Source organism: Streptomyces sp. NBC_01723, from assembly GCF_036246005.1.
Classification (GTDB): Bacteria; Actinomycetota; Actinomycetes; order Streptomycetales; family Streptomycetaceae; genus Streptomyces.
Map to the genome: position 1 here is coordinate 5,044,575 of NZ_CP109171.1, position 26,680 is coordinate 5,071,254.

21 protein-coding genes are annotated in these 26,680 nt (G+C 71.3%); 15 read left to right on the plus strand and 6 right to left on the minus strand.

Annotation, left to right across the window (positions count from 1 at the left end; genetic code table 11):
- Positions 1 to 120: 120 nt before the first annotated feature.
- From OIE75_RS23515 to OIE75_RS23530, 4 genes are all read right to left on the minus strand, one after another.
- On the minus strand, positions 121 to 2,391 hold the full coding sequence (locus tag OIE75_RS23515) for a polysaccharide pyruvyl transferase family protein (protein ID WP_329472052.1): 2,271 nt from the start codon (positions 2,389 to 2,391) through the stop codon (positions 121 to 123).
- Entirely contained in the window at positions 2,388 to 3,653 is a 1,266-nt protein-coding gene (locus tag OIE75_RS23520) for a hypothetical protein (RefSeq protein WP_307014757.1), read from the minus strand. Before OIE75_RS23520 ends, OIE75_RS23515 begins: the two co-directional genes overlap by 4 nt.
- Before the next feature lie 150 nt (positions 3,654 to 3,803).
- On the minus strand, positions 3,804 to 5,138 hold the full coding sequence (locus OIE75_RS23525; protein ID WP_329472053.1) for a polysialyltransferase family glycosyltransferase: 1,335 nt from the start codon (positions 5,136 to 5,138) through the stop codon (positions 3,804 to 3,806).
- A complete protein-coding gene (locus tag OIE75_RS23530; protein ID WP_329472054.1) occupies positions 5,135 to 6,109 on the minus strand; it encodes a glycosyltransferase family 2 protein in 975 nt (324 codons plus the stop codon). Before OIE75_RS23530 ends, OIE75_RS23525 begins: the two co-directional genes overlap by 4 nt.
- 198 nt (positions 6,110 to 6,307) lie before the next feature.
- Between OIE75_RS23530 and OIE75_RS23535 the strand changes: the two genes are divergently transcribed.
- The 14 genes from OIE75_RS23535 (at position 6,308) to OIE75_RS23600 (ending at position 24,292) form a co-directional block, all read left to right on the plus strand.
- Positions 6,308 to 7,648, plus strand: a complete 1,341-nt coding sequence (locus tag OIE75_RS23535) for a DUF6716 putative glycosyltransferase (protein ID WP_329472056.1) — start codon at positions 6,308 to 6,310, stop codon at positions 7,646 to 7,648.
- A gap of 65 nt (positions 7,649 to 7,713) precedes the next feature.
- Positions 7,714 to 9,000 carry an N-acylneuraminate cytidylyltransferase gene (locus tag OIE75_RS23540; protein WP_307014762.1) on the plus strand — a complete coding sequence of 429 codons (1,287 nt, stop codon included), beginning with the start codon at positions 7,714 to 7,716 and terminating at the stop codon, positions 8,998 to 9,000.
- 12 nt (positions 9,001 to 9,012) lie between these two features.
- Entirely contained in the window at positions 9,013 to 9,951 is a 939-nt protein-coding gene (locus OIE75_RS23545; protein WP_329472057.1) for an N-acetylneuraminate synthase family protein, read from the plus strand.
- A gap of 52 nt (positions 9,952 to 10,003) precedes the next feature.
- The gene (locus tag OIE75_RS23550) at positions 10,004 to 11,071 is read left to right on the plus strand and encodes a hypothetical protein (RefSeq protein ID WP_307014764.1); all 1,068 of its coding nucleotides are present in this window, start codon (positions 10,004 to 10,006) and stop codon (positions 11,069 to 11,071) included.
- A 236-nt stretch (positions 11,072 to 11,307) separates the two neighbouring features.
- Positions 11,308 to 12,546, plus strand: a complete 1,239-nt coding sequence (locus tag OIE75_RS23555; RefSeq protein WP_329474040.1) for a M20 family metallopeptidase — start codon at positions 11,308 to 11,310, stop codon at positions 12,544 to 12,546.
- Positions 12,547 to 12,748: 202 nt separating this feature from the next.
- Positions 12,749 to 13,789 carry a BMP family lipoprotein gene (locus OIE75_RS23560; protein ID WP_329472058.1) on the plus strand — a complete coding sequence of 347 codons (1,041 nt, stop codon included), beginning with the start codon at positions 12,749 to 12,751 and terminating at the stop codon, positions 13,787 to 13,789.
- Positions 13,790 to 14,069: 280 nt separating this feature from the next.
- Positions 14,070 to 15,116, plus strand: a complete 1,047-nt coding sequence (locus OIE75_RS23565; RefSeq protein WP_307014766.1) for a BMP family lipoprotein — start codon at positions 14,070 to 14,072, stop codon at positions 15,114 to 15,116.
- 235 nt (positions 15,117 to 15,351) lie between these two features.
- On the plus strand, positions 15,352 to 16,995 hold the full coding sequence (locus OIE75_RS23570) for an ABC transporter ATP-binding protein (RefSeq protein ID WP_329474041.1): 1,644 nt from the start codon (positions 15,352 to 15,354) through the stop codon (positions 16,993 to 16,995).
- Entirely contained in the window at positions 16,995 to 18,119 is a 1,125-nt protein-coding gene (locus tag OIE75_RS23575) for an ABC transporter permease (protein WP_307014768.1), read from the plus strand. The genes OIE75_RS23570 and OIE75_RS23575 overlap by 1 nt, the downstream gene beginning before the upstream one ends.
- Positions 18,116 to 19,381: an ABC transporter permease gene (locus OIE75_RS23580; protein WP_307014769.1), complete on the plus strand. Its 1,266-nt coding sequence runs from the start codon at positions 18,116 to 18,118 to the stop codon at positions 19,379 to 19,381. Before OIE75_RS23575 ends, OIE75_RS23580 begins: the two co-directional genes overlap by 4 nt.
- Positions 19,378 to 19,770: a cytidine deaminase gene (locus OIE75_RS23585; RefSeq protein WP_329472059.1), complete on the plus strand. Its 393-nt coding sequence runs from the start codon at positions 19,378 to 19,380 to the stop codon at positions 19,768 to 19,770. Before OIE75_RS23580 ends, OIE75_RS23585 begins: the two co-directional genes overlap by 4 nt.
- Positions 19,771 to 19,799: 29 nt before the next feature.
- Positions 19,800 to 21,083 (plus strand): thymidine phosphorylase, encoded by a 1,284-nt coding sequence (locus tag OIE75_RS23590; RefSeq protein ID WP_307014772.1) that lies wholly within the window; start codon positions 19,800 to 19,802, stop codon positions 21,081 to 21,083.
- A 787-nt stretch (positions 21,084 to 21,870) separates the two neighbouring features.
- Entirely contained in the window at positions 21,871 to 23,616 is a 1,746-nt protein-coding gene (ltrA, locus tag OIE75_RS23595) for a group II intron reverse transcriptase/maturase (RefSeq protein ID WP_329474042.1), read from the plus strand.
- Positions 23,617 to 23,707: 91 nt separating this feature from the next.
- Positions 23,708 to 24,292, plus strand: coding sequence for a Uma2 family endonuclease (locus tag OIE75_RS23600; protein WP_329474043.1), 585 nt, complete (start codon positions 23,708 to 23,710; stop codon positions 24,290 to 24,292).
- Between the two features lies 1 nt (position 24,293).
- On the opposite strand, the gene OIE75_RS23605 is transcribed toward OIE75_RS23600, so the two are convergent.
- Entirely contained in the window at positions 24,294 to 25,214 is a 921-nt protein-coding gene (locus OIE75_RS23605) for an AEC family transporter (RefSeq protein ID WP_307014773.1), read from the minus strand.
- 144 nt (positions 25,215 to 25,358) lie between these two features.
- Here OIE75_RS23605 and OIE75_RS23610 point away from each other — a divergent pair, with 144 nt between their 5' ends.
- Positions 25,359 to 25,730 (plus strand): STAS domain-containing protein, encoded by a 372-nt coding sequence (locus OIE75_RS23610; protein ID WP_307014775.1) that lies wholly within the window; start codon positions 25,359 to 25,361, stop codon positions 25,728 to 25,730.
- Here OIE75_RS23610 and OIE75_RS23615 read toward each other — a convergent pair.
- The gene (locus OIE75_RS23615; protein WP_122615909.1) at positions 25,623 to 26,627 is read right to left on the minus strand and encodes a sigma-70 family RNA polymerase sigma factor; all 1,005 of its coding nucleotides are present in this window, start codon (positions 26,625 to 26,627) and stop codon (positions 25,623 to 25,625) included. The two genes, OIE75_RS23610 and OIE75_RS23615, sit on opposite strands and share 108 nt — an antisense overlap.
- Between the last annotated feature and the right edge of the window lie 53 nt (positions 26,628 to 26,680).

Genomic DNA, 26,680 nt, shown 5'->3' on the forward strand with positions numbered 1-26,680 from the left:
TCGAAGGTCGGGGATTGGAACAGGCTAACGACGCCGCCGAATCCGCCGGTGTCCGATCGGGCGCGGAAAAGCGAACTCCGTTCGCGGTGGAAGTGAATTCTTGGTGATTCGCGCCCGGGGTCACGTCAGGTCGAAGACGCTCCGCAGTTCCTGGAGGTTCGCCTGCGTGGTCTTCCACAGGAATTCCTGCGCGCCGTACACGTCGGCGACCGCCGCCGCGTGGTCGTCGAGCACCGCGGACGCCCGCTCCGCGAGGCGCGGTCCCAGCTCCCGGTCGTGCACCGACAGCCCCCACTCCGGGCGCCCGATGTCCGACAGGAAGTAGGCCAGCTTCGGATGGGAGACGAGGCTCAGGATCGGGGTACCGCAGCCGAACGGGATCATCCCGGCGTGCCCGCGCATCCCGATCACCAGCCGCGCACGGGCGTACAGGTCGCGGATCGTGTCGTTCGACATGGCGTAGAGCCGCTCGACGGGCAGGGCGATGCCGTGCTCCCGGCGCAGGTCGTGCACGAACCGCTCGTCGGCCGGCATGTGCGCCGCGTACCGGACGTCCGCCCGCTCCCGCAGCGCGCCGAGCGCGTGGGCCGTCTGGGCGAGGAAGTGCCCGTAGTCGTGGCCGAATCGCAGGCCCGCGCGGTCGTAGGCGCAGTTGACCAGGACGGTGTCGGAGCGCTCGGCCGCCTCGAAGCGGCCCGGGAGCAGCTGCCGGGCCACCGTGGTCGGGCAGGGCTGGTAGCGCACCCGGTCGCGCAGCGGGGCGGGGAGCAGCTCGCGGACCCGGTCGATGGAGCCGTGGTTGCGCAGCCCGAAGAACGCCGACCGCTCCACGAGGACGCGCAGGCTCTCGGCGAACCGGCGCCGCCGGTACAGCTGCCCGTCGAAGACGTTGTAGCCGACCGCGAACACCGCGAGCGGCGCGGTGACGCGGGCCAGCAGGTCGTCCGGCACGTTCCACTGCCAGTGGCTGTTGCCGTTGGGGGAGGTGTCCGGGAGGAAGAGCCCGCCGCCGCCCACGACCACCCCGCGGCGCGCGTTCAGCCGCTCCAGGGCCGCCTCGTCGACCAGCCGGTGCACCGGCTGCGGGTACCAGTGGCGGGGGCCCGTGTCGGTGCCGAAGCACAGGCGTACGGCCTCGGGCAGGACCTTGTCCCCGGCGTTCTCGTCGCCCTCGGCGAACAGCGCCACGTGCGCGAGCTGTTCGGAGGGGTCCGGCTCCGGGCCGCGGGCATCGCCGGCCGTGCCGTCGGAGTCCGGGCCGTCCGCCCGGGTGCGGACGTACCAGGCGTGGCAGCCCGCGTCGGTCGGGTCGGCGTCCAGGCCCTCGCGGGCGTAGGCGTGCGCGTCCGCCTCCCGGCCGCGGAGCCAGGCCAGCCGGGCGAGCTGCGCGAAGGCGCGCGGGGCGACGTCGGGAGAGGCGGCCGCCAGCAGCAGATGGGCCTCGGCCTCGTCGTAGCGGGACAGTGCCATCAGGCAGACGCCCAGGGTCTCGTGGCAGCGCGGCGCGTCCAGCCGGTCCGCCACGACGGGCGCCAGGACCTCGACCGCCTCGTCGTACCGGCCCTGCCCGCGGTACACGTCGGCGACCGTGCGGGCCAGGTCCAGCGAGGGGCGGGCCTTCAGCAGGGGCGGGGCGTAGTGCGCCAGCAGGTCGGGGTGCTTGCGGCCGCGCAGGGCGCGGAAGGCGGCCCGGAACTCCTCGTCGCCCAGCTCGAAACGGCGCCTCGCCTCGGCCGCCGGGCCGTGCCCGGGGGTGTCGGACGGTCCCGTGAAGCGCAGGACGACGACGTCCTCGGGCACCGGCAGGTCGTCGTGCAGGCGGCGGGCGGGGAAGTCGTACCGCGCGTCGAGCGGGGTGAGGATGCCGTCGGGCGCCACGCCCTCGCCGGAGCCGGACGCGGCGGCGAGCCGGGTCGCCAAGGCGTCGTCCACGTCCGCGCGCTGGACGACGAACAGCCCGCCGGGCAGCACCACCGGCCGCTCCCCGTCCTGCTGTCCGGCGTGCCGTCCGGTGGGCGGCGACTGCGGTACGGCGGCCACCCCGTGGCGCATCCGCAGCAGCTCGCCGAGGTCGCCCAGGACGACCATGCCGGGGTCGAGGGCGACGACGGTGTCGTACCCCTCCAGCCGGAAGACGTCCCCGCGGCCGGCCTCCGCGCGGCGGGTGACGAGGCGCGGGTGCAGCGGCCGCAGCGCGTCGAACGCGTCGTCGGGCAGACCGGGGTGGAGGACCACGAAGTCCTCGCACACCCCCGGGTTGGTCAGCGCCAGGCTGCGTATCAGGGTGGGGAGGCGGGACAGGCCGTCCCGGTCGGTGTGGACGGCGAAGGCGATCCGGCGTCTGCCGGTGACGGTGCTCCGGTCGTCCGCGGAGGCGGGGGAGTGGGTCATCGCAGGGCGATCCTCATCTTGCTGTCGTCGACGTGCGTCGCGCGGTCCATGACCCACTCGGCCTCCCTCGGCCGCAGCCGCCCGGGCAGGGTGAAGCCGATCAGGTCGAGGCGGGGGCTCGCGTCCAGGAAGTCCAGGAGCCTGAGCACGGTGAAGGCGGTGGTCGTCGCCGGCTCCCAGCCGCCCTCGCCCAGCAGGGCAGGGTCGGCGAGCGGGCGGCGCAGGGAGGCGTCGCCGACGTGCTCCTGCGCCCCGGGCGCCAGCCGGGTCCGTACGGCGCGGCGCCAGTCGGCGGCCGGATCGCCGAACACCAGCCGGATGCCGGCCGGCCGCGTCCAGGCGGGCTCCTCCCAGGGGGCACCGCCCCGCAGCGTGACGGCGTGCAGGCCGGTGCGCTCGCCGGTGCCCTCGGCGCGGACGCGGTAGCCGTCGCAGCGCACCACCAGGTCGTAGCGGTCGATCTCCGCGCCCAGGGTGCTCGCGGCGACGTCCCCGGCGTTGGCGACCAGGCACACCGTCCGCCCCGCGATCAGGCCCCGCAGACCGGCCACGCCGACCGGGGTGGCGCCGCCGAGCAGCGGTTCGGGTACGGCGCCCTGCTCGACGAGGCGCCGGTGACGGCCGTGCAGCTCCAGCAGGCGCCGCACCGCCGGGTCGCCCGGGCCGTGCTCGGCCAGCCGCTCCCGTACGAAGGAGGCGAACCGGGGTTCGACGACCGCGGTGGTCGTGGTGGGCTCGCGGAGCAGGGCGGCGAGACCGGCGCCCGCCTCGGGGAAGAGCGCCACGGCCGCTTCGACGCAGGCCCGGCGGCGGCGCAGGGTGTCCATCCTGCGGGCGACCTCGGGCGCCGGGGCGCCGCCGCCGAGGAGCGTGACGTAGCGCTCGTAGCACTGGAGCGCCTCGTCCCCGCGGCCGAGCCCGTCCAGCGCCAGGCCGCGCAGCCGCCAGGCGCCCTTGGAGCGCTGCCGGATCCCGGCCGACGACTCGGCGAGCCCGAGCGCCAGGCCCAGCCCGCGCTCCCCACCCGCCTCCAGCGCGCGCTCGCCGACCTGGAGCAGGGCGTCGAAGGGGTCGGCCGACGGGCTGTCCAGCGAGGCCGCGAACACGCCGATCGCCCGGTTGAGCCGCACCTGCGGGACGCCCGCCCCGTCGCCCTCCCCGGCGAGGTGCTCACCGCACAGACGCATGCTCCGCGCGTACAGCACCGGCCTGGCGGCGTCCTTCTGCCGTGCCTTGAACAATCCCGCCAGGGGTTTCGTCATGCGCTCCACCGTTCTCCGACCGGAGCCCGAATGTGCCGCAGCCCAACGCTCCGCGGGTGTCCGGAGGACGGACACCGCGTGAACACTCGCCCTCCCGCGAAGACCCGCCACGCCCTCACTGCGGGGTGCCCGGGGCCCCCACCGCCCGCCTCAACGCCCCAAGGTCCGCCGAATCGCCCGTGCCCGGCGCACGACCCTCCGGGCCGTCGAGTTGTGTGGCAGGAAGCCCAGGCGGGACGGGATGCCGCCGGGGAGGCCCAGGGACGTGAGGCGGCGCTTCTTGAAGTAGCGCCGGGTGTGGGGGGTCAGGCTGGTGCGGAGGTAGGCCTCGGCGGCGGGGCGGAGTTCCGGGAGGACCTTCGGCTGCATCGCGAACCCGACGGTCCGCAGCAGCGCGGTGAGGGCGACGGCGTCCGTGGCGGGCCGGCCCTCGGCGACCGCGGCGGCGTCGGACAGGTCCGGCAGCAGCGCGTCCACGAGGGTCGCGGGGACGCGGTTGCTGTTCTCGTACGGCGTCAGCCGGTCCAGCAGCGCCTCGGTGCCGAGCCGTGCCACCGGGAGCCCGTACAGCGTCGACGCGGTGAGCAGCGCCGTGGAGAAGCAGCCGACGACCAGCGCCGGGCGGGTCCGCTGGAACAGCACCTCCGCGAGGACCGGCGTCTCCACCACGTGCAGCTCGACGCCGAGCTTCCCGGCCTCCCGCTCCAGCGTCCTCGTGAACCGCGCCGGCGCGGTCGGGTGGGACTTGAACACCACGCGGGTGTGCCCGAGCGCCGCCGCGCCGGTCAGCATCCGTACGTGCAGGTCTTCCTCCTCCTCGGCGGAGAGCACCCCCAGCGCCGAGAGGTACTGGCCGAGCAGCACCGCGGGCCGCTCCACGTCCGGCAGACCCGCGCCGGTCTCCGCCAGCTCGGCCAGCACCTTCGTGAACGCCGGGGTCGGCACGATCTCGGGCTCGACGCCGAACTCCGTCAGCAGCAGCGGCGCGAGCCCCGGCACCAGGTCCAGGTGGAGCAGCCGTTCGACGCGCGTGCCGACCAGGGGGGCCAGCTTGGTGCGGGTGGGCCCGTAGGTCATCAGCCCGTCCGCGTAGACGGTCAGCGGCGCGTCGGTGAAGATCTGCGCCACGCCGAGCGCGGGGTGCACCTGGATCGACTCCACGGCCAGCGCGACGTCGTCGTCGCCGATGCCCCAGGCCAGCCGCAGATGCCGCTCCCACATCGGTACGTCGTCCAGCCGCGGCGACCAGCCGCCGGGGTGGAAGGGGAAGATCGCCTCGTTCCACGACACCACGTCGTCGAACCGGTCGCGCAGCCGCTCGAATCCCGGCATCCGGTCGACGGACGGGGCCGTCTCGGGCGTCGCCGCGTTGTTGGAGACCAGCAGGATCCGCCGGTCGGCCGGGGCGAAGCAGCCGGTGTCCAGGGCCGCCGCGAGCGTCGCCGTGCCGTACAGCGTCGACGCCAGGAAGATCTGCGTGGTCATGCCGCCGCCCCCGTCCCCGCACGCCGGCGCAGCCGGCGCAGTCGCGTGGCGCGCTCGGCGTCCATCGACCCGAGCGCGACGTCGAGCGCGTCCTGCGGCATCCGCCGCAGCGCCGCCGCGCTCATCTCCTTGAGTTTCCGCGCCACGGCAGGCTCGAACCTTTCGATGGAACCGAGATGGTGGGAAATGATCGCGCAGTACGTCCGCACGGCCTTGGGCAGCAGCAGCTCCGCCTCCGCGTCACCCGCCGCCCCCGCGACGACCTCGTCGAACGCGCGGATGAAGTCGAGCTGGCGGACGTCCCCGATCTGGGTGAGCGAGGACGCCACCCCGCGCCGGTAGAAGGCACCGAGCAGCCCGGTCACCGCGAAGGATTCCGCCTCCCGGTGCAGCTTCCAGATCCACGGCCGGTCCTCGGCCGTGCGCAGCCCGTCGGTGAAGTGCAGCAGACCGCGCTCGGCCAGCCGCCGGTGGTAGATCCCCGCCCACGCGAACGCGTAGTCCACGGAGGTCGAGCGGTGCGCGGGCAGGATCGCGTCGCGCGGACGCAGCGCCACGTTGCGGCGGCCGTGCGGGACGCGGTGCAGCGTGCGGGCCCGCCCCGTGCACTGCACGTGATCGGTGCGCACGAAGTCGACGTCCAGCTCCTCGATCGCGGCCACCAGCCGGGCGCAGTGGCCGGGCGCCAGCCAGTCGTCGCCGTCCAGGAAGGCGACGTACTCGCCGCGCGCCCGGTCGATGCCGGTGTTGCGGGCGGTCGCCAGGCCGCCGTTCTTCTCGTGTATGAGCAGCACCGCCCCCGGCAGCTCGCGCTCGGCACGGGCGAGGAGGTCCACGGTCCCGTCGGTCGAGCAGTCGTCGACGAGAATGAATTCGAAGTCGTCCCGCGCGTTTGCGCGCAGACTCCTCAGGGTGTCTGGTGCGTACTGCCGAACGTTGTAGAACGGCACGATGACGGAGAGCTTGGGCACGTGAGCGACGTTATGCGCCGGCCCGGCATTCGGTTTGACCGCCGCCTTGATGTGAGGTGAACGCGGCGTGGCGAAGCAGTGAAGCGAACATTTTTACGGATGCCGGGCGAGCTGATTCCCCTGTCGGCGATGTGCTGTTCACCATTTGTTGGATTCCGGTTGGGCGGTTCCTAGCAATGGCTTCCTAGCGTCTAAGACGTGCCAGCAAGTGCAACGAAGGCCCTGAGAGTCGCCGTACTGGCGGACTCCGACACCCGGTGGAAATGGGGCGCGCTCACCGCGACCCGGATCTCCCCCGCGGAACCGGAGGACATCCGCCTCGACGGCTACCTCCTGCGCGGCCGAGCCACCCCCACCGCCCGCCAGTTGCGGGAGGTCGGCGTCACCGCGGACTCGCTCCGCGAGGTGACCGCCGTCGAGTTCCTGCGCGCCATGGAGGCGGCGAAGGGCGAGGAGTCCTACGACGTCCTCGTCCTCGCCCTGGTCGGCGGCGGCGTCCAGGCGATGCTGCACGGACTCGGCCGCGCCTGGCGGGACCGCGCCGACCGGCCCGTGGTCGTCACCGGCTACGTCGGCGTCGTCTACGAGAAGCTCGCCGACGGCCTGCTGCTGCGGCACGGCGCCGACCTCGTCCTCGCCAACTCCCGCCAGGACGCGGAGCGTTTCCGGTCCGTGTACGAGGGAGTCGGCGCCGACGCCGCCGCCGTGACCGAGGTGGCCCTGCCCTTCCTCGGCGGCGCGGGGTACACGGGCGAGCCCGACGGCACCGACCGCCCCTACACGGTCGTCTTCGCCGCCCAGCCCTCCGTGCCGGACAGCCGCAAGGACCGTACGTACCTCCTCGAACGGCTGATCCGGCACGCCCGCCGGCACCCCGAGCGCGAGGTGCTGCTCAAGCTGCGCTCCAAGCCCGGCGAGCACACCACGCACATCGAGGAGCTGCCGTACCAGAAGCTGGTGCAGCGGGCCGATCCGCCGCCCAACTTCCGCCTGGTCTACGGGCACATGGGCGAGGTCCTGGACCGCACCGACCTGCTGGTCACCATCAGCTCCACCGCGGCCCTCGAATCCCTGCACCGCCGCATCCCCACCGTCGTCCTCACCGACCTCGGTGTGCGCGAGGCGCTCGGCAACCACCACTTCGTCGGCTCCGGCTGCCTCGCCTCCTGGGACCAGCTCGACGAGGGCCACCGCCCGGCACCCGACGCCGAGTGGGTCGCGCGGCAGGGCGTCGCGGCGGACGGGGAGTACGCGACCGCCTTCGACGAGGCCCGCGACCGCATCGCCGCCCTGCTCGGCCGGTCCGGCGGACTGCCGCCGCTCACCCCGTACTACACACCCGTCACCGCCCCCGGCTACCTGCCCGGCATCCTCGCCCGCCACCACCTCGCCCCCGACGGCACCCCGCTGCCCGGCGCCCCGGCCGCCGACCGCGAGCCCGGCCCCGTCCGCCAGGTCGTGCGCAGGGCGGCACGCGGCGCCTACCGCCACGGCGTCCAGCGGGTCGCCCCGGTGATCCGACGCATGGGGGAGCTGTGACCGCCCCCCGGACCTCCACCTCCGCCCAGATCCCCGCCCACATCCCTGCGCAAGGAGCAGACCCCATGTCCAACCCGCAAGCGGGCCAGGGCGCTTCGGTGCGCCGGGTGCTCGCGGTGATTCCGGCACGCGGTGGCTCCAAGGGAGTGCCCGCGAAGAACCTCGCCCCCGTCGGCGGCGTCCCGCTCGTGGCCCGCGCGGTGCGCGAATGCCGGGCCGCCCGTCTGGTGACGGACGTCGTCGTCTCCACCGACGACCAGACCATCGCCGCGGCGGCCCGGGAGGCCGGCGCCGAGGTCGTCCTGCGGCCCGCCGCCATCGCGGGGGACACGGCCACCTCCGAGGCCGCCGTGCTGCACGCCATGGACGCCCACGAGGCCCTGCACGGCTCCGCCGTCGACGTGGTGCTGCTCGTGCAGTGCACCAGCCCCTTCATCGTCCGTGAGGACATCGACGGGGTGGCCGGCGCGGTGGCCGAGGCCGGCGCCGACACCGCGGTGACCGTGGCGCCGTTCCACGGGTTCGTGTGGCGCGACGGCGGGAACGAGAGCGAAGGTGCCGACGGCACCGAGGGCGGCTACGGCGTCAACCACGACAAGTCGTACCGCCCCCGCCGCCAGGACCGCCCCCAGGACCTGCTGGAGACCGGCGCCGCCTACGCCATGGCCGCCCCCGGCTTCCGCAAGCACGGGCACCGCTTCTTCGGCCGCACCGAACTGGTCCGCACCGACCCGGCCCGCGTCCTGGAGATCGACGACCCGCACGACCTCGCCCGCGCCCGGGCCCTGGCGCCGCACTTCGACGCCACCCGGCCCGGCGCCCTCCCGACCGCGCGGGACATCGACGCGGTCGTCCTCGACTTCGACGGCACCCAGACCGACGACCGGGTGCTGATCGACTCCGACGGACGGGAGTTCGTCTCCGTGCACCGCGGCGACGGACTCGGCATCGCGGCCCTGCGCCGCAGCGGCCTGACGATGCTGATCCTGTCCACGGAGGTGAACCCGGTCGTCGCCGCCCGCGCGCGCAAGCTCAAGCTCCCCGTGCTGCACGGCATCGACCGCAAGGACCTCGCGCTCAAGCAGTGGTGCGAGGAACAGGGCATCGCGCCCGAACGCGTGCTCTACGTCGGCAACGACGTCAACGACCTCCCGTGCTTCGCCCTCGTCGGCTGGCCCGTGGCGGTCGCCAGCGCCCACGACGCCGTACGCGGCGCGGCCCGCGCGGTCACCACCGTCCCCGGCGGCGACGGCGCCGTCCGGGAGATCGCGAGCTGGCTCCTCGGCCCCTCGCTCGACTCCCACGACACCCCCGACTCCTTCGAATCCCCCACGATCACCCAGTCCAGGTAAGGAACCACTGCCATGAGCACCAACTCCCGCATCCGCACCTTCGGTACCCGCGAGGCCGGCCCCGGCCGCCCCGTCTACGTCACCGGTGAGATCGGCATCAACCACAACGGCGAGCTGGAGAACGCCTTCAAGCTGATCGACGCCGCCGCCGAGGCCGGCTGCGACGCCGTCAAGTTCCAGAAGCGCACCCCCGAGATCTGCACCCCGCGCGACCAGTGGGACATCGAGCGGGACACCCCCTGGGGCCGGATGACGTACATCGACTACCGCCACCGCGTGGAGTTCGGCGAGGACGAGTACCGCCAGATCGACGAGTACTGCAAGAGCAAGAACATCGCCTGGTTCGCCTCCCCGTGGGACACCGAGGCCGTCGCCTTCCTGGAGAAGTTCGACGTCCCCGCCCATAAGGTCGCCTCCGCCTCGCTGACCGACGACGAGCTGCTGCGCGCCCTGCGCGCCACCGGCCGCACCGTCATCCTCTCCACCGGCATGTCCACCCCGAAGCAGATCCGCCACGCGGTCGAGGTCCTGGGCAGCGACAACATCCTCATGTGCCACGCCACGTCGACGTACCCGGCGCAGGCCGAGGAGCTGAACCTCCGCGTCATCCACACCCTCCAGCAGGAGTACCCGAACGTCCCGATCGGCTACTCCGGCCACGAGACCGGCCTGCAGACCACGCTCGCCGCCGTCGCCCTCGGCGCCACCTTCGTCGAGCGCCACATCACCCTCGACCGCGCCATGTGGGGCTCCGACCAGGCCGCCTCCGTCGAGCCGCAGGGCCTGACCCGCCTGGTGCGCGACATCCGCACCATCGAGGCCTCCCTCGGCGACGGCGTCAAGAAGGTCTACGAGTCCGAGCTGGGCCCGATGAAGAAGCTGCGCCGCGTCACCGGTGTCGTCGCCGAGGCGGAGATCGCCGACGCCGCGGGCGAGCCCGTCACCGTCTGACACCAGGCCCCACCACCCCACAAGGCCCTCACCACGGGACGGTCGTACGCCGATGAGCCCCCGCGCCGGGAATGCCGGCCCCCGCACTCTCGCCTTCGTCGAGAGCCCGGTACAACTGCTGAACGTGCTGGAGTGGGCGCACACCCGCGCACCCGGCGCGGAGCTCACCCTCGTGGTGCTGTCCCCCGTGGACCCGATGACCCGCGGTCAGCTGCGCCGCATGGCGGAACTGGCCCGCAAGGAGGGCCACGCGATCCGCTGGGAGGAGGCCCGGGGCGGTGCCACGGCACCCTTCCGCACCGTGGGCGGCCTCACCACCGCCCTGCGCCAGGCCGAACGGGTCGTGATGGGCGACCCCTTCTCCCGCTACGTCCAACTGCTCCTGACCATCACCCGCGCCCACGACCTCGTCGTCGTGGACGACGGCACGGCCACGATGGAGTTCGTCACCCAGCTCGCCCAGGGCGAACGCCTGGTGCGCTGGCACCGCAAGGGCAGCCGGCCCGGCCCGCGCGACCTGCTCTTCGCGCCCGTCTCCCGGTCCGCCCGGCACCGCCTGACCCCGACCCCCGACCGGCAGGTCTCGGTCTTCTCCTCCATGCCGATCGAGGACGTCCCGGACGGCGTCACCGTCACCGCGAACGACTTCGCCTGGACCCGCGCCCGCTTCGGTCCGCCGCGCATCACCAAGGGCGCCGACATGGTCGGCACCTCCCTGGTCGAGACGGGTGTGGTCGAGGCCGACCGCTACCTGGACGCCGTACGCGGCCTGGCGAGGACGCACGGGGCGGCCCGCTACTTCGCCCACCGCCGCGAGAGCGCCGAGAAGCTGCACCGGCTGGCCGTGGAGACGGGCCTGCAGATCGTCCGCCCCGACCTCCCGCTGGAGCTGATCGCCCGCCGCGGCCCGATCGGCCGAACGGTTCTCAGTTTCCCGTCCACCGTCGTCCACACCCTGCCGCTGGCCCTGGCCGGCACCGAGGTCCGCGTCGCGGTCTGCGACATCGACCCCGCCTGGCTCACCCAGCACGCCTCACCGCGGGCCCGGGGCTTCCTGTCCGGGGTCACGGGCTCGGCCCGGGACGTCCACCGGCTGTCGGCGGTGGCGCACGCGGGATAGGACATCTCACGTGGACGGTCCAGCGTGGCTCGGCCGTACCGTGGTATGCGTGAGAGGAGCAAGTGAACAGGAAAGACGGAGCCGGGTGCCGAGGCCAGAAGCGGGTGAGTGTACCCACCCCCGTTGAGAGCCATGCGCCGAGCGGCCAACTTTCTTCGCCTAACGGGCTGAAATTTTGTTGATCGCGGGACAGTTGACCACCCCGGCGTCCTACCCTTCAGAGGGTGAAGCAACTGATGTCCCGTGAGACCGAGGCCGATCCGTCAGGGGAAGCGCAACTTCCCGGTACGTTGCCGGAGGCGTTGCGCGCAGAACTCGTGGCCTTCCGCCGCGACCTGCACATGCACCCCGAGCTGGGCAACCAGGAGTTCCGCACCACCGCCGCCATCAAGGAACGGCTCGAACGAGCCGGCCTCAAGCCGCGCGTGCTTCCGGTCGGAACCGGGCTCGTCTGCGACATCGGCACCAACACCGACTCGGGACAGTGGGCGGGCGGGCCGCGCATGCTCGCCCTGCGGGCCGACATCGACGCCCTGCCCATTCCGGACACCAAGAGCGACTGCCCGTACCACTCGCGGGTGCCGGACCGCGCCCACGCCTGCGGCCACGACGTGCACACCACCGTCGTCCTCGGCACCGGACTGGTCCTCGCCGCGCTGCACGAGCGGGGGCTGCTGCCCCGGCCCGTGCGGCTGGTCTTCCAGCCCGCCGAGGAGGTGCTGCCCGGCGGTGCCGCCGACGCGATCGAGGGCGGGGCGCTCGACGGGGTGCGCCGGATCCTGGCCGTGCACTGCGACCCCCGGGTGGACGCCGGGCGGATCGGACTGCGGGTGGGGCCCATCACCTCCGCCTGCGACCGGCTGGAGATCGCCCTCAACGGCCCCGGCGGCCACACCGCCCGCCCGCACCTGACGACCGACCTGGTCACCGCCGCCGCGCGAGTGGTCACCGACGTGCCCTCGCTCGTCGCCCGGCGCGTGGACAGCCGCAGCGGCCTCGCCCTGACCTGGGGCCGGGTCGAGTCCGGCCACGCCCCGAACGTCATCCCCCAGCACGCCGAACTCGCCGGGACGGTCCGCTGCCTCGACCTCGACGCCTGGCGCCAGGCCCCCGACCTGGTGGTGGGCGCCATCGACGAGATCGCCAACCTGTACCGGGCGAAGTCCGAGATCACCTACGTACGGGGCGTCCCGCCGGTCGTCAACGAGGTGACCAGCGTCGAACTCCTCCAGACCGCCATGATCACCCGGCTGGGCACGGACTCCGTGGAGAGCACCGAGCAGAGCCTGGGCGGCGAGGACTTCTCCTGGTACCTGGAGCACGTGCCCGGCGCCATGGCCCGCCTCGGCGTCCGCCCGCCCGGCGAGCGCACCGTCCGCGACCTGCATCAGGGCGACTTCGACGTGGACGAGCACGCCATCACCGTCGGCGTGGAGATGTTCACCGCGGCGGCGCTCATCGACGCCGTCAACTGAGCGCACCCGTCCACCGAGCCCGTCGCGGCCCCGGCCGCGGCGGGCCGGGGCAGCCTGATGCGGTCGTTCACAAGGTCGTAACCGGCCAGCGGCACGAATGGGTAACGGCCACGCGGAACCCCGTTCCCAGGAGTTTCTACGCGCGTTAATCTGCGCCGAACCGAGCGCCCGCTGCGGGGCTTTGGAGAATGGGGAACTTCAGATGCGTCGGATATCGAGACTCACCCGCGTCGCGGTGGGGGCCGCGTCGCTCGCACTCGCCGCCACGGCCTGCGGAGGCACCAGCAGCGACAGCGGAGACGGCAAGGACGACAAGGGCCTCGCCATCGCGTACGACATCGGCGGCAAGGGCGACCAGTCCTTCAACGACGCCGCGTACGCCGGTCTGGAGCGGGCGAAGAAGGAGTTCGGCTACAAGACCGCCGACATCGAGCCCACCGACGGTGAGACGGACGCCGACAAGGAACAGCGTCTGACCTCCCTGGCCAAGCAGGGCTACAACCCCGTCATCGGCGTCGGCTTCGCCTACGGCCCGGCGATGAAGGCGGTCGCCGCCAAGTACCCGGACACCACCTTCGGCATCGTCGACTCGGTGGTCGAGGGCAAGAACGTGGCCTCCCTCGTCTTCGCCGAGAACGAGGCGTCCTACCTCGCCGGCGTCGCCGCCGCCAAGGCCACCAAGACCAAGACGGTGGGCTTCGTGGGCGGTGTGGACGTCCCGCTGATCCACAAGTTCGAGGCGGGCTACGAGCAGGGCGTCAAGGACACCGACCCCAAGGTCAAGGTCATCTCGCAGTACCTGACGCAGACCGCCGAGGAGGGCGGCTTCTCCAGCCCCGACAAGGGTCGCGCGGCGGCCGAGGGGCAGATCGAGAAGAAGGCCGACGTGGTCTACCAGGCGGCCGGGCTGTCCGGGCAGGGCGTGATCGAGGCGGCCGCCAAGGCGAAGGTCTGGGCGATCGGCGTCGACTCGGACCAGTACGAGCAGGAGGCCCTCGCGGCCTACAAGGACCACATCCTGACCTCCGCCCTCAAGGACATCAACGGGGCGGTCTACGCGCTGGCCAAGTCCGTCGAGGACGACAAGCCGCTGACCGGCACCCAGACCTTCGACCTGAAGTCGGACGGGGTGGGCCTGTCCGACAGCAACCCGAAGTTCGCCGAGGTCCCGGGCGCCAAGGACGCCGTGGCCAAGGCCAAGGAGGGCATCACCAGCGGCTCGATCAAGGTGAAGACCGAGTAGCGGGGGCCTCCACGGCACTTCCTGAAGCGGGCGGGCGCCCCGGGCGCCCGCCCGCTTCGGCATGCCCCGACCGGGCTCCCGGCACCGCCCGCGGCGTCACACTCCGCCACCCTCCGTTTGCGTCCGGCAAGACTTTCCCGTTCCTCCGGCCCCCTAGCTCACGGGCGGATAACAAGGTGGACAGAAGGGGTTTTCAGGCAGGTCTACGCGCGTTAATCTGCGGCGAAACCAGCGCCGCAGCCGAACCGTCCCAGGCGCTTGTACGACAGGAGCACCAGACATGCGCCGGATTTCCCGGATCACGGTCGCAGGCGCAGCGACCGCCTCCCTCGCCCTCGCGCTCTCCGCCTGCGGTGGTACCTCGACCTCCTCCGGGTCGGACTCCGACGGCGACAAGGGCCTCGCCATCGCCTACGACGTCGGCGGCAAGGGCGACCAGTCCTTCAACGACGCCGCGTACGCCGGTCTGGAGCAGGCGAAGAAGGAGTTCGGCTACGAGACCGCCGACGTCGAGCCCACCGACGGCGAGACCGACGCCGACAAGGAGCAGCGCCTGGTCTCCCTGGCCAAGCAGGGTCACAACCCGGTCGTCGGTGTCGGCTACGCGTACGCCGCCGCGATCAAGAACGCCGCCGAGAAGTACCCGGACACCACCTTCGGCATCGTGGACGACGCCACGATCGAGTCGAAGAACGTGGCTGACCTGGTCTTCAACGAGGAGCAGGCCTCCTACCTCGCCGGTGTCGCCGCGGCCAAGACCACCAAGACCGACACGGTCGGCTTCGTGGGCGGCGTGGACATCCCGCTGATCCACAAGTTCCAGGCCGGCTTCGCGCAGGGCGTCAAGGACACCGACCCCAAGGTCAAGGTCCTCTCCCAGTACCTCACGCAGACCGCGGAGGAGGGCGGCTTCTCCAGCCCCGACAAGGGCAAGACCGCCGCCGAGGGCCAGATGGAGAAGAAGGCCGACGTGGTCTACGCGGCCGCCGGCCTCTCCGGCCAGGGCGTGATCGAGGCCGCCGCCGCCAAGAAGGTCTGGGCGATCGGCGTCGACTCCGACCAGTACAAGCAGGAAGCCCTCGCCAAGTACAAGGACTACATCCTGACTTCGGCCACCAAGGACGTCGCCAAGGCCGTATACAACCTCGCGAAGTCCGTCGAGGACGGCAAGCCGGAGACCGGTATCGTTCGGGGCGATCTGAAGTCCGGCGAGGTCGGTCTCTCGGACTCCAACCCGAAGTTCGCGGACGACGCCGAGCTCCAGGCAGCCATCAAGACGGCCAAGGAGAAGATCATCAGCGGCGAGATCAAGGTCAAGAGCAGCTGAGCACCGAGCAGCCGACCAGCAATACCTCGAACAGCGTGTAACCGCGCCGGTCGCACCGCTCGGCGGGGTACGGGGAGGGAGCTTCCGGCCCTCCTCGTACCCCGTCGTGTCGATGTGCCGCCGCCGCTTTTAGATGCCGTAGGGGCGCTACGCGCGTAGACGGCCCCCGTCCCCAGGAGTGTGCGCCATCAACGCGTCCAGCAGCCCTCCGGCCGAAGTGGCGGTCAACGAACCGGTGACCGCCGTCGAACTCGCCGGGATCACCAAGCGCTTCCCCGGCGTCGTGGCCAATCACGACATCCACCTCACCGTCCGCAAGGGCACCGTGCACGCCCTCGTCGGCGAGAACGGCGCCGGCAAGTCGACGCTGATGAAGATCCTCTACGGCATGCAGAAGCCGGACGAGGGCACCATCGCGGTCGACGGCGAGAAGGTGGCCTTCTCCTCGCCCGCCGACGCCATCGCCCGCGGCATCGGCATGGTCCACCAGCACTTCATGCTCGCCGACAACCTCACGGTCCTGGAGAACGTGGTCCTCGGCAGCGAGAAGCTGTACGGCATCGGCGCCAAGGCCCGCCGGAAGATCAAGGAGATCTCCGAGCGGTACGGCCTCGGCGTCAAGCCCGACCTCCTCGTCGAGGAGCTGGGCGTCGCCGCCCGGCAGCGGGTGGAGATCCTCAAGGTCCTCTACCGCGGCGCCCGCACGCTGATCCTGGACGAGCCGACCGCCGTGCTCGTGCCGCAGGAGGTGGACGCCCTCTTCGACAACCTGCGCGGGCTGAAGGCCGAGGGGCTGTCCGTCATCTTCATCTCCCACAAGCTGGGCGAGGTCCTGTCGGTCGCTGACGAGATCACCGTCATCCGCCGGGGCACCACGGTCGGCACCGCCGTCCCCGCCGAGACCACCCCGCGCCAGCTCGCCGAGCTGATGGTCGGCAGTGAGCTGCCCACCCCGGAGACCGCCGAGTCCACGGTCACCGACCGCCCGGTCCTCACCGTCGACACGCTGCGCCTGGCGGCCCCGGGCGGCAAGGCCCTGCTGGACGACATCTCCTTCACCATCCACGCCGGTGAGGTGCTGGGCATCGCCGGCGTCGAGGGCAACGGCCAGACCGAGCTGGTCGACGCGCTCATCGGCCTGCGCCACGCGGACTCCGGCAGCATTCGCTTCCTCGACGAGGACATCACCGCGCTGCCCACCCGCAAGCGCCGCGAGCAGGGCGTCGGGTACATCCCCGAGGACCGCCACCGCCACGGCCTGCTCCTGGAAGCGCCCCTCTGGGAGAACCGCATCCTCGGCCACGTCACCGAGAAGCCCAACAGCAAGGGCGTCTGGCTGGACCCGAAGGGCTCCCAGGAGGACACCCGCCGCATCGTCGAGACGTACGACGTCCGCACCCCCGGCATCGACGTCACCGCCGCCTCGCTCTCCGGCGGCAACCAGCAGAAGCTGATCGTCGGCCGCGAGATGAGCCACAAGCCGCGCTTCCTGATCGCCGCCCACCCCACCCGCGGTGTGGACGTCGGCGCGCAGGCCGCGATCTGGGACCACATCCGGGAGGCCCGCCGCGAGGGACTCGCCGTCCTGCTGATCTCCGCCGACCTGGACGAGCTGATCGGCCTGTCCGACACCCTCCGGGTGATCTACGACGGCAGGCTCGTCGCGGACGCCGACCCGGCCTCCATCACGCCCGAGGAGCTGGGGTCGGCGATGACCGGCGCCGCGAGCGGCCACCTGGAACACGAAGAGACCGACGGGACCGACGGGACCGACGGGGCCGGGGGGACCGGCGGGACTCCCGAGCCCTCCGGGACCCCTGAGATCCGCAAGTCTCCCAAGTCCCCGTCCCCCGAGGCTCCGGAAGACGAGGCCCGCTGATGAAGAAGTTCGACAAGGAGCGCGTGCTCCTCGCGGTGGCCGGACCGGTCATCGCGCTCGCCGTGGCCTTCGTGCTCAGCGCGATCGTCCTGATCGCCTCGGGCAAGAACCCGGTCGAACCGTTCGCCCTGATGTTCGAGCAGGCCGGATTCTCCGACATCCAGGTCCTGATCATCAACCAGGCGTCGATGTACTACATCGCCGCCCTGGCGGTCGCCATCGGCTTCCGGATGAACCTGTTCAACATCGGCGTCGACGGCCAGTACCAGCTCGCCGCCATGATGGCCGCGATCGTCGGCGCGCACGCCAACCTGCCGGCGTTCCTCCAGATCCCGCTGCTCCTCCTGACCGCCGTGTGCACCGGCGCCTTCTGGTCCGGCATCGCCGGTGTCCTTAAGGTCACCCGCGGCGTCAGCGAGGTCGTCGCGACGATCATGCTGAACGCCATCGCCACCTCCGTCATCGGCTACCTGTGGCTGCCTGACGTCTTCGGCGTCAAGATCGGCAACAACAACACCACCGGCGAGATGCACGAGTCCGGCTGGGTCCCCGGCATCGACATGGGCGCGGCCGGCGAGATCTACGGCCTGGTCGTCCTCGCCGTGCTCCTCGGCATCGCCTACTGGGTCGTCCTCAACCGCACCCGATTCGGCTTCGACCTGCGCGCCTCCGGCGCCTCCGAGTCCGCCGCCGCGGCCAGCGGTGTCGACCCCAAGCGCATGGTGCTCACCGCGATGCTCCTCTCCGGCGGCCTCGCCGGTCTCGCGGGCCTGCCGATCCTGCTCGGCGACACCCACACCTACAGCCTCAACTTCCCCACCGGCATCGGCTTCCTCGGCATCGGCATCGCGCTGCTCGGCCGCAACAGCCCGGTCGGCATCGCCTTCGCCGCCCTGCTGTGGGCCTGGCTCGACAAGGCCTCGCCCGAACTGGACTTCCACGGTTACGACAAGGAGATCGCGGTCATCATGCAGGGCCTGATCGTCCTCTCGGTCGTCGTCTCCTACGAGGCCGTCCGCGAGTGGGGTCTGCGCCGCCAGCAGCGCCGGGTCGGCGCCGAGCTGGCCGCCGGACACGTCCTCGGCGCCACCGACAACACCAAGAAGGAGGTGGCTGGCCGATGACCACCGCAACCGACCTCAACCAGCCCACGCTGGAGCACGGGGCGCCGGCCGGCCGCCGGATCTCGCTGGGGGTCCTGATGCTGGTCATCGCCGGCGCCCTGGCGCTGACCTCCATCGTCCGCCTCATCACCGGCGCCAACGGCATCACCAACGTCAGCCAGATGTCCACCGCGCTCCAGCTCGCCGTGCCGATCGGCCTCGCCGGTCTCGGCGGTCTGTGGGCCGAGCGCGCGGGCGTGGTCAACATCGGCCTCGAGGGCATGATGATCCTCGGCACCTGGTTCGGTGCCTGGGCCGGCTTCCAGTGGGGCCCGTGGACCGGTGTCCTCGTCGGCATCGTCGGCGGCGCGCTCGGCGGCCTGCTGCACGCCATCGTGACGATCACCTTCAACGTCAACCACATCGTCTCCGGCGTGGCCATCAACATCCTCGCCCTCGGCGCCACCCGTTACCTCGCCCCGCTGGCCTTCGAGGGACACCAGGGCGGCTCGGCCAAGCAGTCCCCGCCGGTGGACTCCCTCGGGCACTTCACGGTGCCGGGCCTCTCCGACGGGCTGGTGAACCTGAACGACCGGCACTGGTTCCTGATCTCGGACATCGCGGGCCTGCTCGGCGGTCTGGTCACCAACGTCTCCTGGCTCACGCTGATCGCCGTCGCGCTGATCCCCGCCACCTGGTACATCCTGTGGCGCACCTCGTTCGGCCTGCGCCTGCGCTCCTGCGGCGAGAACCCGATCGCGGCCGAGTCGCTGGGCGTCAACGTCTACAAGTACAAGTACCTGGCCGTGATCATCTCCGGCGGTCTGGCCGGCCTCGGCGGCGTCTTCCTCTCCATCGTGGCCAACCCCTTCTACCTGGAGGGCCAGACCAGCGGCCGCGGCTACATCGGCCTCGCGGCGATGATCTTCGGCAACTGGATGCCGGGCGGACTCGCCATCGGCGCCGGGCTGTTCGGCTACACCGACAGCCTCAACCTGCGCGGCGGCTCCGCCAACGTGCACGCCCTGCTGCTGCTCGGCGCGCTGCTGCTGGTGGCCGGCGCCATCTGGCTCGCGATCCGCAAGAAGTACGTCAAGGCCGCGATCACGGTGCTCGTCGGCGCCCTGGTCTTCGCCTGGTACGCCGGCACCGACGACGTCCCCAACCAGGTCGTCTCCGCCACGCCGTACGTCGTCACCCTCGTCGTCCTCGCGCTCTCCGCCCAGCGGCTGCGGATGCCCAGGGCGAACGGCATGCCGTACCGGAAGGGGCAGGGCAAGTGACGGCCGCCGACTGGGACGGACTGCGCGCGGCCGCCCGGGACGCGATGTCCCGGGCGTACGCCCCCTACTCCGGATACGCCGTCGGCGCCGCCGCCCTGGTCGACGACGGCCGCACGGTGACCGGCTGCAACGTGGAGAACGCCAGCTACGGCATCTCCCTGTGCGCCGAGTGCGGGCTCGTCTCCCAGCTCCGGCTGAGCGGCGGCGGCCGCTTGACGCACTTCGTCTGCGTCGACGGCGAGGGCGCGGTCCTCGTCCCGTGCGGGCGCTGCCGCCAGCTGCTGCACGAGTTCGGCGGCCCGGAGCTGCTGCTCGACACCCCGGCCGGGATCGTCCCCCTGTCGGAGATGCTCCCGCAGGCCTTCGGCCCGGACCACCTCACCAAGTAACTCCCGCAATCCCGTTAGGAAAGCCATACATGGGCATGGACGTCATCTCCGTCATCCGCACCAAGCGGGACCGCGGCGAACTCAGCGGCGAGCAGATCGACTGGGTCATCGACGCCTACACGCGCGGCGAGGTGGCCGACGAGCAGATGTCGTCGCTGGCGATGGCGATCCTGCTCAACGGCATGAACCGCGGCGAGATCGCCCGCTGGACGGCCGCGATGATCGCCTCCGGCGAGCGGATGGAGTTCTCGTCCCTGTCCCGCCCCACCGCCGACAAGCACTCCACGGGCGGCGTCGGCGACAAGATCACGCTGCCGCTGGCGCCCCTGGTGGCGGCGTGCGGCGCGGCCGTCCCGCAGCTCTCCGGCCGCGGCCTCGGCCACACCGGAGGCACGCTGGACAAGCTGGAGTCCATCCCGGGCTGGCGCGCCCTCCTCTCCAACGAGGAGATGCTGAACGTCCTGGACACCACCGGCGCGGTGATCTGCGCGGCGGGTGACGGCCTGGCACCCGCCGACAAGAAGCTGTACGCCCTCCGGGACGTCACCGGCACGGTGGAGGCGATCCCGCTCATCGCCTCCTCCATCATGTCCAAGAAGATCGCCGAGGGCACGGGCTCCCTGGTCCTGGACGTCAAGGTCGGCTCGGGCGCCTTCATGAAGACGATCGAGGACGCGCGCGAGCTGGCGTCCACGATGGTCGGCCTCGGTACCGACCACGGCGTGAAGACGGTCGCCCTGCTCACCGACATGGCGACTCCGCTCGGCCTCACCGCGGGCAACGCCCTGGAGGTCCGCGAGTCGGTCGAGGTCCTGGCCGGCGGCGGTCCCTCCGACGTGGTGGAGCTGACCCTCGCCCTGGCCCGCGAGATGCTGGCCGCCGCGGGCCTGCCGGACGCCGACCCGGCGAAGGCGCTGGCCGACGGCTCCGCGATGGACGTCTGGCGGCGCATGATCGCGGCCCAGGGCGGCGACCCGGACGCGGCCCTGCCCACGTCGAAGGAGCAGCACGTGGTGAAGGCCGCCTCCTCGGGCGTCCTGACCCGCCTCGACGCCTACGACATCGGCGTCGCCGCCTGGCGCCTCGGCGCGGGCCGCGCCCGCAAGGAGGACCCGGTGCAGGCCGCCGCGGGCGTCGAGCTGCACGCGAAGCCCGGCGACGCGGTCACGGCCGGCCAGCCCCTCCTGACCCTCCACACGGACACCCCGGACCGCTTCGAGTACGCCCTCGCGGCGATCGACGGCTCCTACGACGTCGCCCCGACGGGCACGGACTTCACGGCGTCGCCGGTGGTGCTGGAACGTATCGCCTGACCAGGCATTTCCCCATTCGGGTGAACGGGATCGGTAGACCTCTGCCGGTCCCGTTCGGCATGCTGGGATCGGTGACGCACCGATGGGAGAACCGCCAGTGCGACACGAAGTCGCTCCACCCAAGTAGATGGTCTGTGTGAGGAAAAGAGGTCATGAGCAGGCCATCTCGGACCAGTGTCCAAGGTCCGTCCCCACTTCCGCATGCGTCGCTGGTAACGGCGGGGTGTGAAGCCGGAAGCGCAAGCCCAAGAGCGGCACGGCCATCGGACCGCAACAGGCGAGGGGAAGGCCGGACGGGCTAATGAAAATGAACCCTTGACGACATCTCGTAACTCCTGTGCCGCGTCGATGGTGAGCTGTCGGCGGCAGACAGGCCCTGGCGCGGAAGAGCGCACGACGACCCCAGAGGATTGGCGCCGAAGGGGGAGGACACCGTCGGGCCCGGGATTAAGAGGGAGCCCACCCCGGTCGCATCTTGTGGGAGCGGAACGTGGAAACCCCGTTGGAGTCCGGGAGTGATCCCGGTAAGCCGGAGGCAACGAAGGACCAATCCTCCAGCGGGACAGGATGATCCGAGAAGCGAACGCCGACAGGGCGAAAGCCCAGAGGAAAAGGACGTGGAGACCTCAGCCGCGTCCCATAACTCGTCGGACACGAGGTGATGCCTCGGCCCGAAAGGGAGCCCACGCGGATCAGGTAGGCCCGTGAAGAAGAACTGCGAAGAGACCCGAACCGAAGGGCAAGTTGGATGCCGAAGGAAGGTGTGGCAGTGACCGCCGTGGCGGCGATGCCTCCCACGACGGCGAACGGACCGGAGGACCACGCCCAGACCTGGCACAGCATCGACTGGGCCAAGGCAGAGGCGTCGGTACGGCGACTGAGGCAGCGCATCTTCACAGCCGCGCAGGAAGGGGACCTGAAGAAGGTCCGAAACTTGCAGAAGCTCATGCTGCGCTCCCACTCGAACACGCTCGTAAGCGTGAAGCGGGTGACGCAGCAGAGCACAGGCCGTCGGACGGCCGGGATCGACCAGGAACGTGCGCTCACTCCGAACGCGCGAGGACGGCTGGCCGCTGAGATCACAGCGGAACGCTCGCCTGGAAAACCCTTGCCCGTCCGGCGTGTGTACATTCCCAAAGCCAACGGAAGGCAGCGCCCCTTGGGCATTCCAGTCATCCGTGACCGGGTCCGCCAGGCCCGCGTCAAGAACGCACTGGAACCCGAGTGGGAAGCCCGGTTCGAACAGCGGAGTTACGGCTTCCGCCCCGGCCGGGGCTGTCATGACGCGATCGGCGCCATCTTCAATATCGCAGGCCAGAAACGGGCCAAGCGGCTATGGGTGCTCGACGCTGATCTGACAGCGGCGTTCGACCGTATTTCGCACGACCACCTGATGAGCCTCATCGGTACCTTCCCAGCGCGGGAAGCGATCCGGGGGTGGCTCAAGGCGGGAGTGATGGACTGCGGACGGTTTTCACCCACCGATGAGGGAACCCCTCAGGGTGGTGTGATCAGCCCGCTGCTGCTCAACGTGGCCTTGCACGGCATGGAAACGGCGGCCGGGCACCTCACAGAGGGACGTTCCCACAAGTCCCGAAGAGACGTTCCGGTCCTGGTCCGGTACGCAGATGACTTCGCGGTGTTCTGCCACAGCGAAGACGAAGCGCACCGGGTCAAGGAGCAGCTGGCTGTCTGGATGGCCCCGCGCGGGGGCGCCTTCAACGAGGAGAAGACATCGGTCCTCCACCTTGAAGAAGGCTTCGACTTCCTCGGGTTCAACATCCGGCGGTACAGCGGGACTCTGCTGATCAAGCCGAGCAAGGCGGCTGTGAAGAGGGTCCGGGAGCGGCTCCGCAGTGAAGTGATCGGCCTGCGAGGGGCGAACGCTGGAGCCGTGGTGAGGAGGCTCAACCCGATCATCAAGGGGTGGGCCACCTACTACCGGACGGTGGTGTCCAAGGAGACCTTCAAGTCCCTGGACTTCTACGTGTGGACGCTCACGCAGAAGTGGGTCAAGCACTCCCACCCGAACAAGCCGAAGAGCTGGCGACTGGCCAAGCACTACGGCGTCTTCAACTCGACCCGGAAGGACCAGTGGGTCTTCGGTGACCGGGACACCGGCACCTATCTCTACAAGTTCAACTGGACCAGAATCGTCCGGCACGTGATCGTCAAGGAGGGCAACTCCCCTGACGACCCCTCGCTGGCCGACTACTGGGCGAGCCGCCGACGCAAAAGGGTGCCCGGGACCGCCGACAGGTGGACCATCACTCTCGCATCCCGCCAGAAGGGGATCTGCCCGCTGTGCAAACAGCCGTTGATCCCCGACGCCGAGTACACACCGGACAACCCCCGCGAGTGGGCCGCGTGGTTCTCGGCATCGATGAAGCCGCTGCACAAGCACCACTTCATCTACCGGCGCGACGGCGGCTCGGACGAGCGGACGAATCTTCGCCTCGTACACGCCGACTGCCATCGCCAGCACCACGCCGGCGACCACAGAAGGGCCAAGCAAGATGACCGACCCGCGTGACTCCAGGGGCCCGCTTGAGCCGGATGCGGTGAACAGCCGCACGTCCGGTTCTGAGGGGGCCGGAGGGCGGCAACGCCCTCCGGCTACCCGACTGAGCGCACTCACTGTGAGCCAGGAGCCCGACCGGAACTGGGACGACCTCGTCCGGTTCTGGGAGGAGATGGAATGGCCCGAGGGCAGCAAGGTGGAGATCATCGAGGGGATCATCACCGTGTCACCTGCTCCGGGACTGCCGCACAACGCCATCGCCGAACGAATCCAGCGCCGCTTGTATTCGGTGATTCCTGGTGAGTGGGGGGTCTACCAGACGCTCGCCCTCGCGGTGCCGTCCCGCCTGGGCATGCTGATCCCGGACATCGTGGTGGCGCAACTGCCCGACCACACCGAGTCCGACACCCACATCCCCGCCGCTCTCGCGCAGCTCGTCGTGGAGGTCACCTCGAAGTCCAACGCGCGCCACGACCGCATCAGCAAGCCCGCCGCCTACGCCACCGCCGGCATCCCGCTCTACCTCCTCGTCGACCGCTGGGCCCCCGGCGGACCCACCGCGACGCTCTACGGTGAACCGAAGGGCGACGTCTACCGGGTGCTGGGCGCCGCCAAGTTCGGCGACCCCCTCACCCTCCCCGCGCCCTTCGACCTGACCCTCGACACCGGCGAGTTCCCCGAAGCCTGACTCACCCCAGTACCGCCGCCACCCCCACCAGCACCGGCACCGAGACCAGCGTCGACACCAGGATCGCGTCCCGGGCCAGGCGCTCGCCGACCTCGTACGTCGACGCGTACGTGTACAGGTTCTGCGCGGCGGGGAGTGCCGACGTCACCACCACGTCCAGGAGTTGGGCGCCCCGCAGCCCGAACACCCCCGACGCCAGCGCCCAGGCCACCGCGGGCTGGCCGACCGCCTTCAACGCCACCGCCAGCAGCACCGGTTCGCGGTCCGCGCCCCGCATGGGCATCGTGGAGCCGCACAGCGAGATGCCGAAGGCGAGCAGGACCGCCGGCACCGACATGTTGCCGATGAGCGTCAGCGGGTCCATGACCGGGTCCGGCACCCGCAGCCCGGTCGCGGCGACCGCGACGCCGGCGAGGGAGCCCAGCGCGATCGGGTTGCGCAGCGGCGTCAGCAGTCGCCGCCACAGCGGGCCCCGCGCACCCCCGCCGGACAGGTCCAGGATCGTCACCGCCACCGGTGTCACCAGCACCAGCTGGAACAGCAGCACCGGCGCCACCAGCGAGGCGTCGCCCAGTACGTACACGGCGATCGGGATGCCGAGGTTGCCGGAGTTGACGTAGCCGGAACAGAGCGCGCCGATCGTGGTCCGGCCCACGCCCCAGCCGCGTACGACGCCCACCGCGACGAAGACCCCGGCCACCGCCACCGTGGACAGCGCCGTCACCAGGAGCCGGCTGGAGAAGACCACCGACAGGTCGGCCGTCGCGAGGGTGGTGAACAGCAGGGCGGGGGACGCCACGTGGAAGGCCAGCTTGGTCAGCACCTCGCGCCCCTGCGGCCCGAGGTGGCCGCGCAGCCCCAGTACGTAGCCGACGGCGATGACGACCGCGATGACCGCGAACCCGGTCAGCACCCCCTGCACGGCGACGCCTCCTCGGCGAGGACGGGCACGTCCGGAGGCACGGCGGGGCACGGCGATGCATGGGGCATACAGCAAACCCTCCGGCGGAGGGCATGCGCAGGTCAATGTGATCTCTGCCCGCGGACACCGATGAGTTCGGGGCGCATGCCGGGTCTACCGCACGTGGACGCCGTGACACCCGCCGTGCTCGTGCTGCCGGGGCCCGTCTCCCGAGGGGAGACACCCCGGCTCTGCGACGAGGCACGCGCGCTGCTGGAAGCCACCCGCGCCGGGGTGATCGTCTGCGACGTCGGGGGCCTCGGACCGCCGGGGCTGGCGGTCGTGGACCTGCTGGCCCGCCTGGAGCTCACCGCCCGGCGGGTGGGGGGCCGGATACGGCTGCGGGACCCCGACCCCGCCCTGTACGCGCTACTGGACCTGGTCGGCCTCCGCTTCGAGACGGAGGGGCAGGTCGAACAGCGGGAACCACCGCTTCGTGTCGAGGAAGCAGTGGAACCCGGTGATCCGGCCGTCTGAGATCTCCAGCACCTGGACCGCCCACGGCGTGTACCCGCCCGCCTCGGGGTCCGGCTTGTAGTGCGCGAAGGCGGGCAGTCCGTTGGCCTCCACCCGCACCAGCCGGGAATCCGCGCAGGCCGCGCCGAGCGTCGTCATGAAGCCGGTGATGTCCTCGGGACCGGCCAGCCAGAGGTCGAACGGCGGCATCGTCATGACCGCGTCCTCGTGCAGCAGCGCCGTGAGCGCCGTCATGTCGTAGCCCTCGAAGGCGGCGACGTAGCGGTCGAGGAGCTTCTGCTGCTCCTCGTCCAGCGGGTCGGAGACGGCCGCACCGTCCCCGCGGTCCGCCCGGTCGGCGAGGGTGGCGCGGGCGCGCTGGAGGGCGCTGTTGACCGAGGGGACCGAGGTGCCGAGCAGCTCGGCGACCTCGCTCGCCTTCCAGGCCAGCACCTCGCGCAGGATGAGCACCGCGCGCTGCTTGGGCGGCAGCTGCTGGAGGGCGGCCATGAAGGCGAGCCGCACGGACTCCTTGGCGACCGCGGCCTCGGCCGGGTCCGCGGTCGAGGGCAGCACGCGGGCGTCGGGCATCGGCTCCAGCCAGGTGTGGTCCGGGCGGGGGGACAGGGCGGCCTGGGCGAGCGGCGTGGACTCGGTCAGGTCCATCGGGCGGGCCCGCTTGTTGCCCGCGGTCAGCATGTCCAGGCAGACGTTGGTCGCGATCCGGTAGAGCCAGGAGCGGAGACTGGAGCGTCCCTCGAACTTGTCGTAGCTGCGCCAGGCGCGGACCAGGGTGTCCTGCACCGCGTCCTCGGCCTCGAAGGAGGAGCCGAGCATCCGGTAGCAGTACCCGGTCAGCTCGGTCCGGTGCTTCTCCAGCGCGGAGTCCAGCTCCGTCGTCATGGTGCCGTTGGTCATCGTCCACCCACCCCTGTGGCCGTCCCGTCGTGCGCGTCTTCGCGCCCCGCACT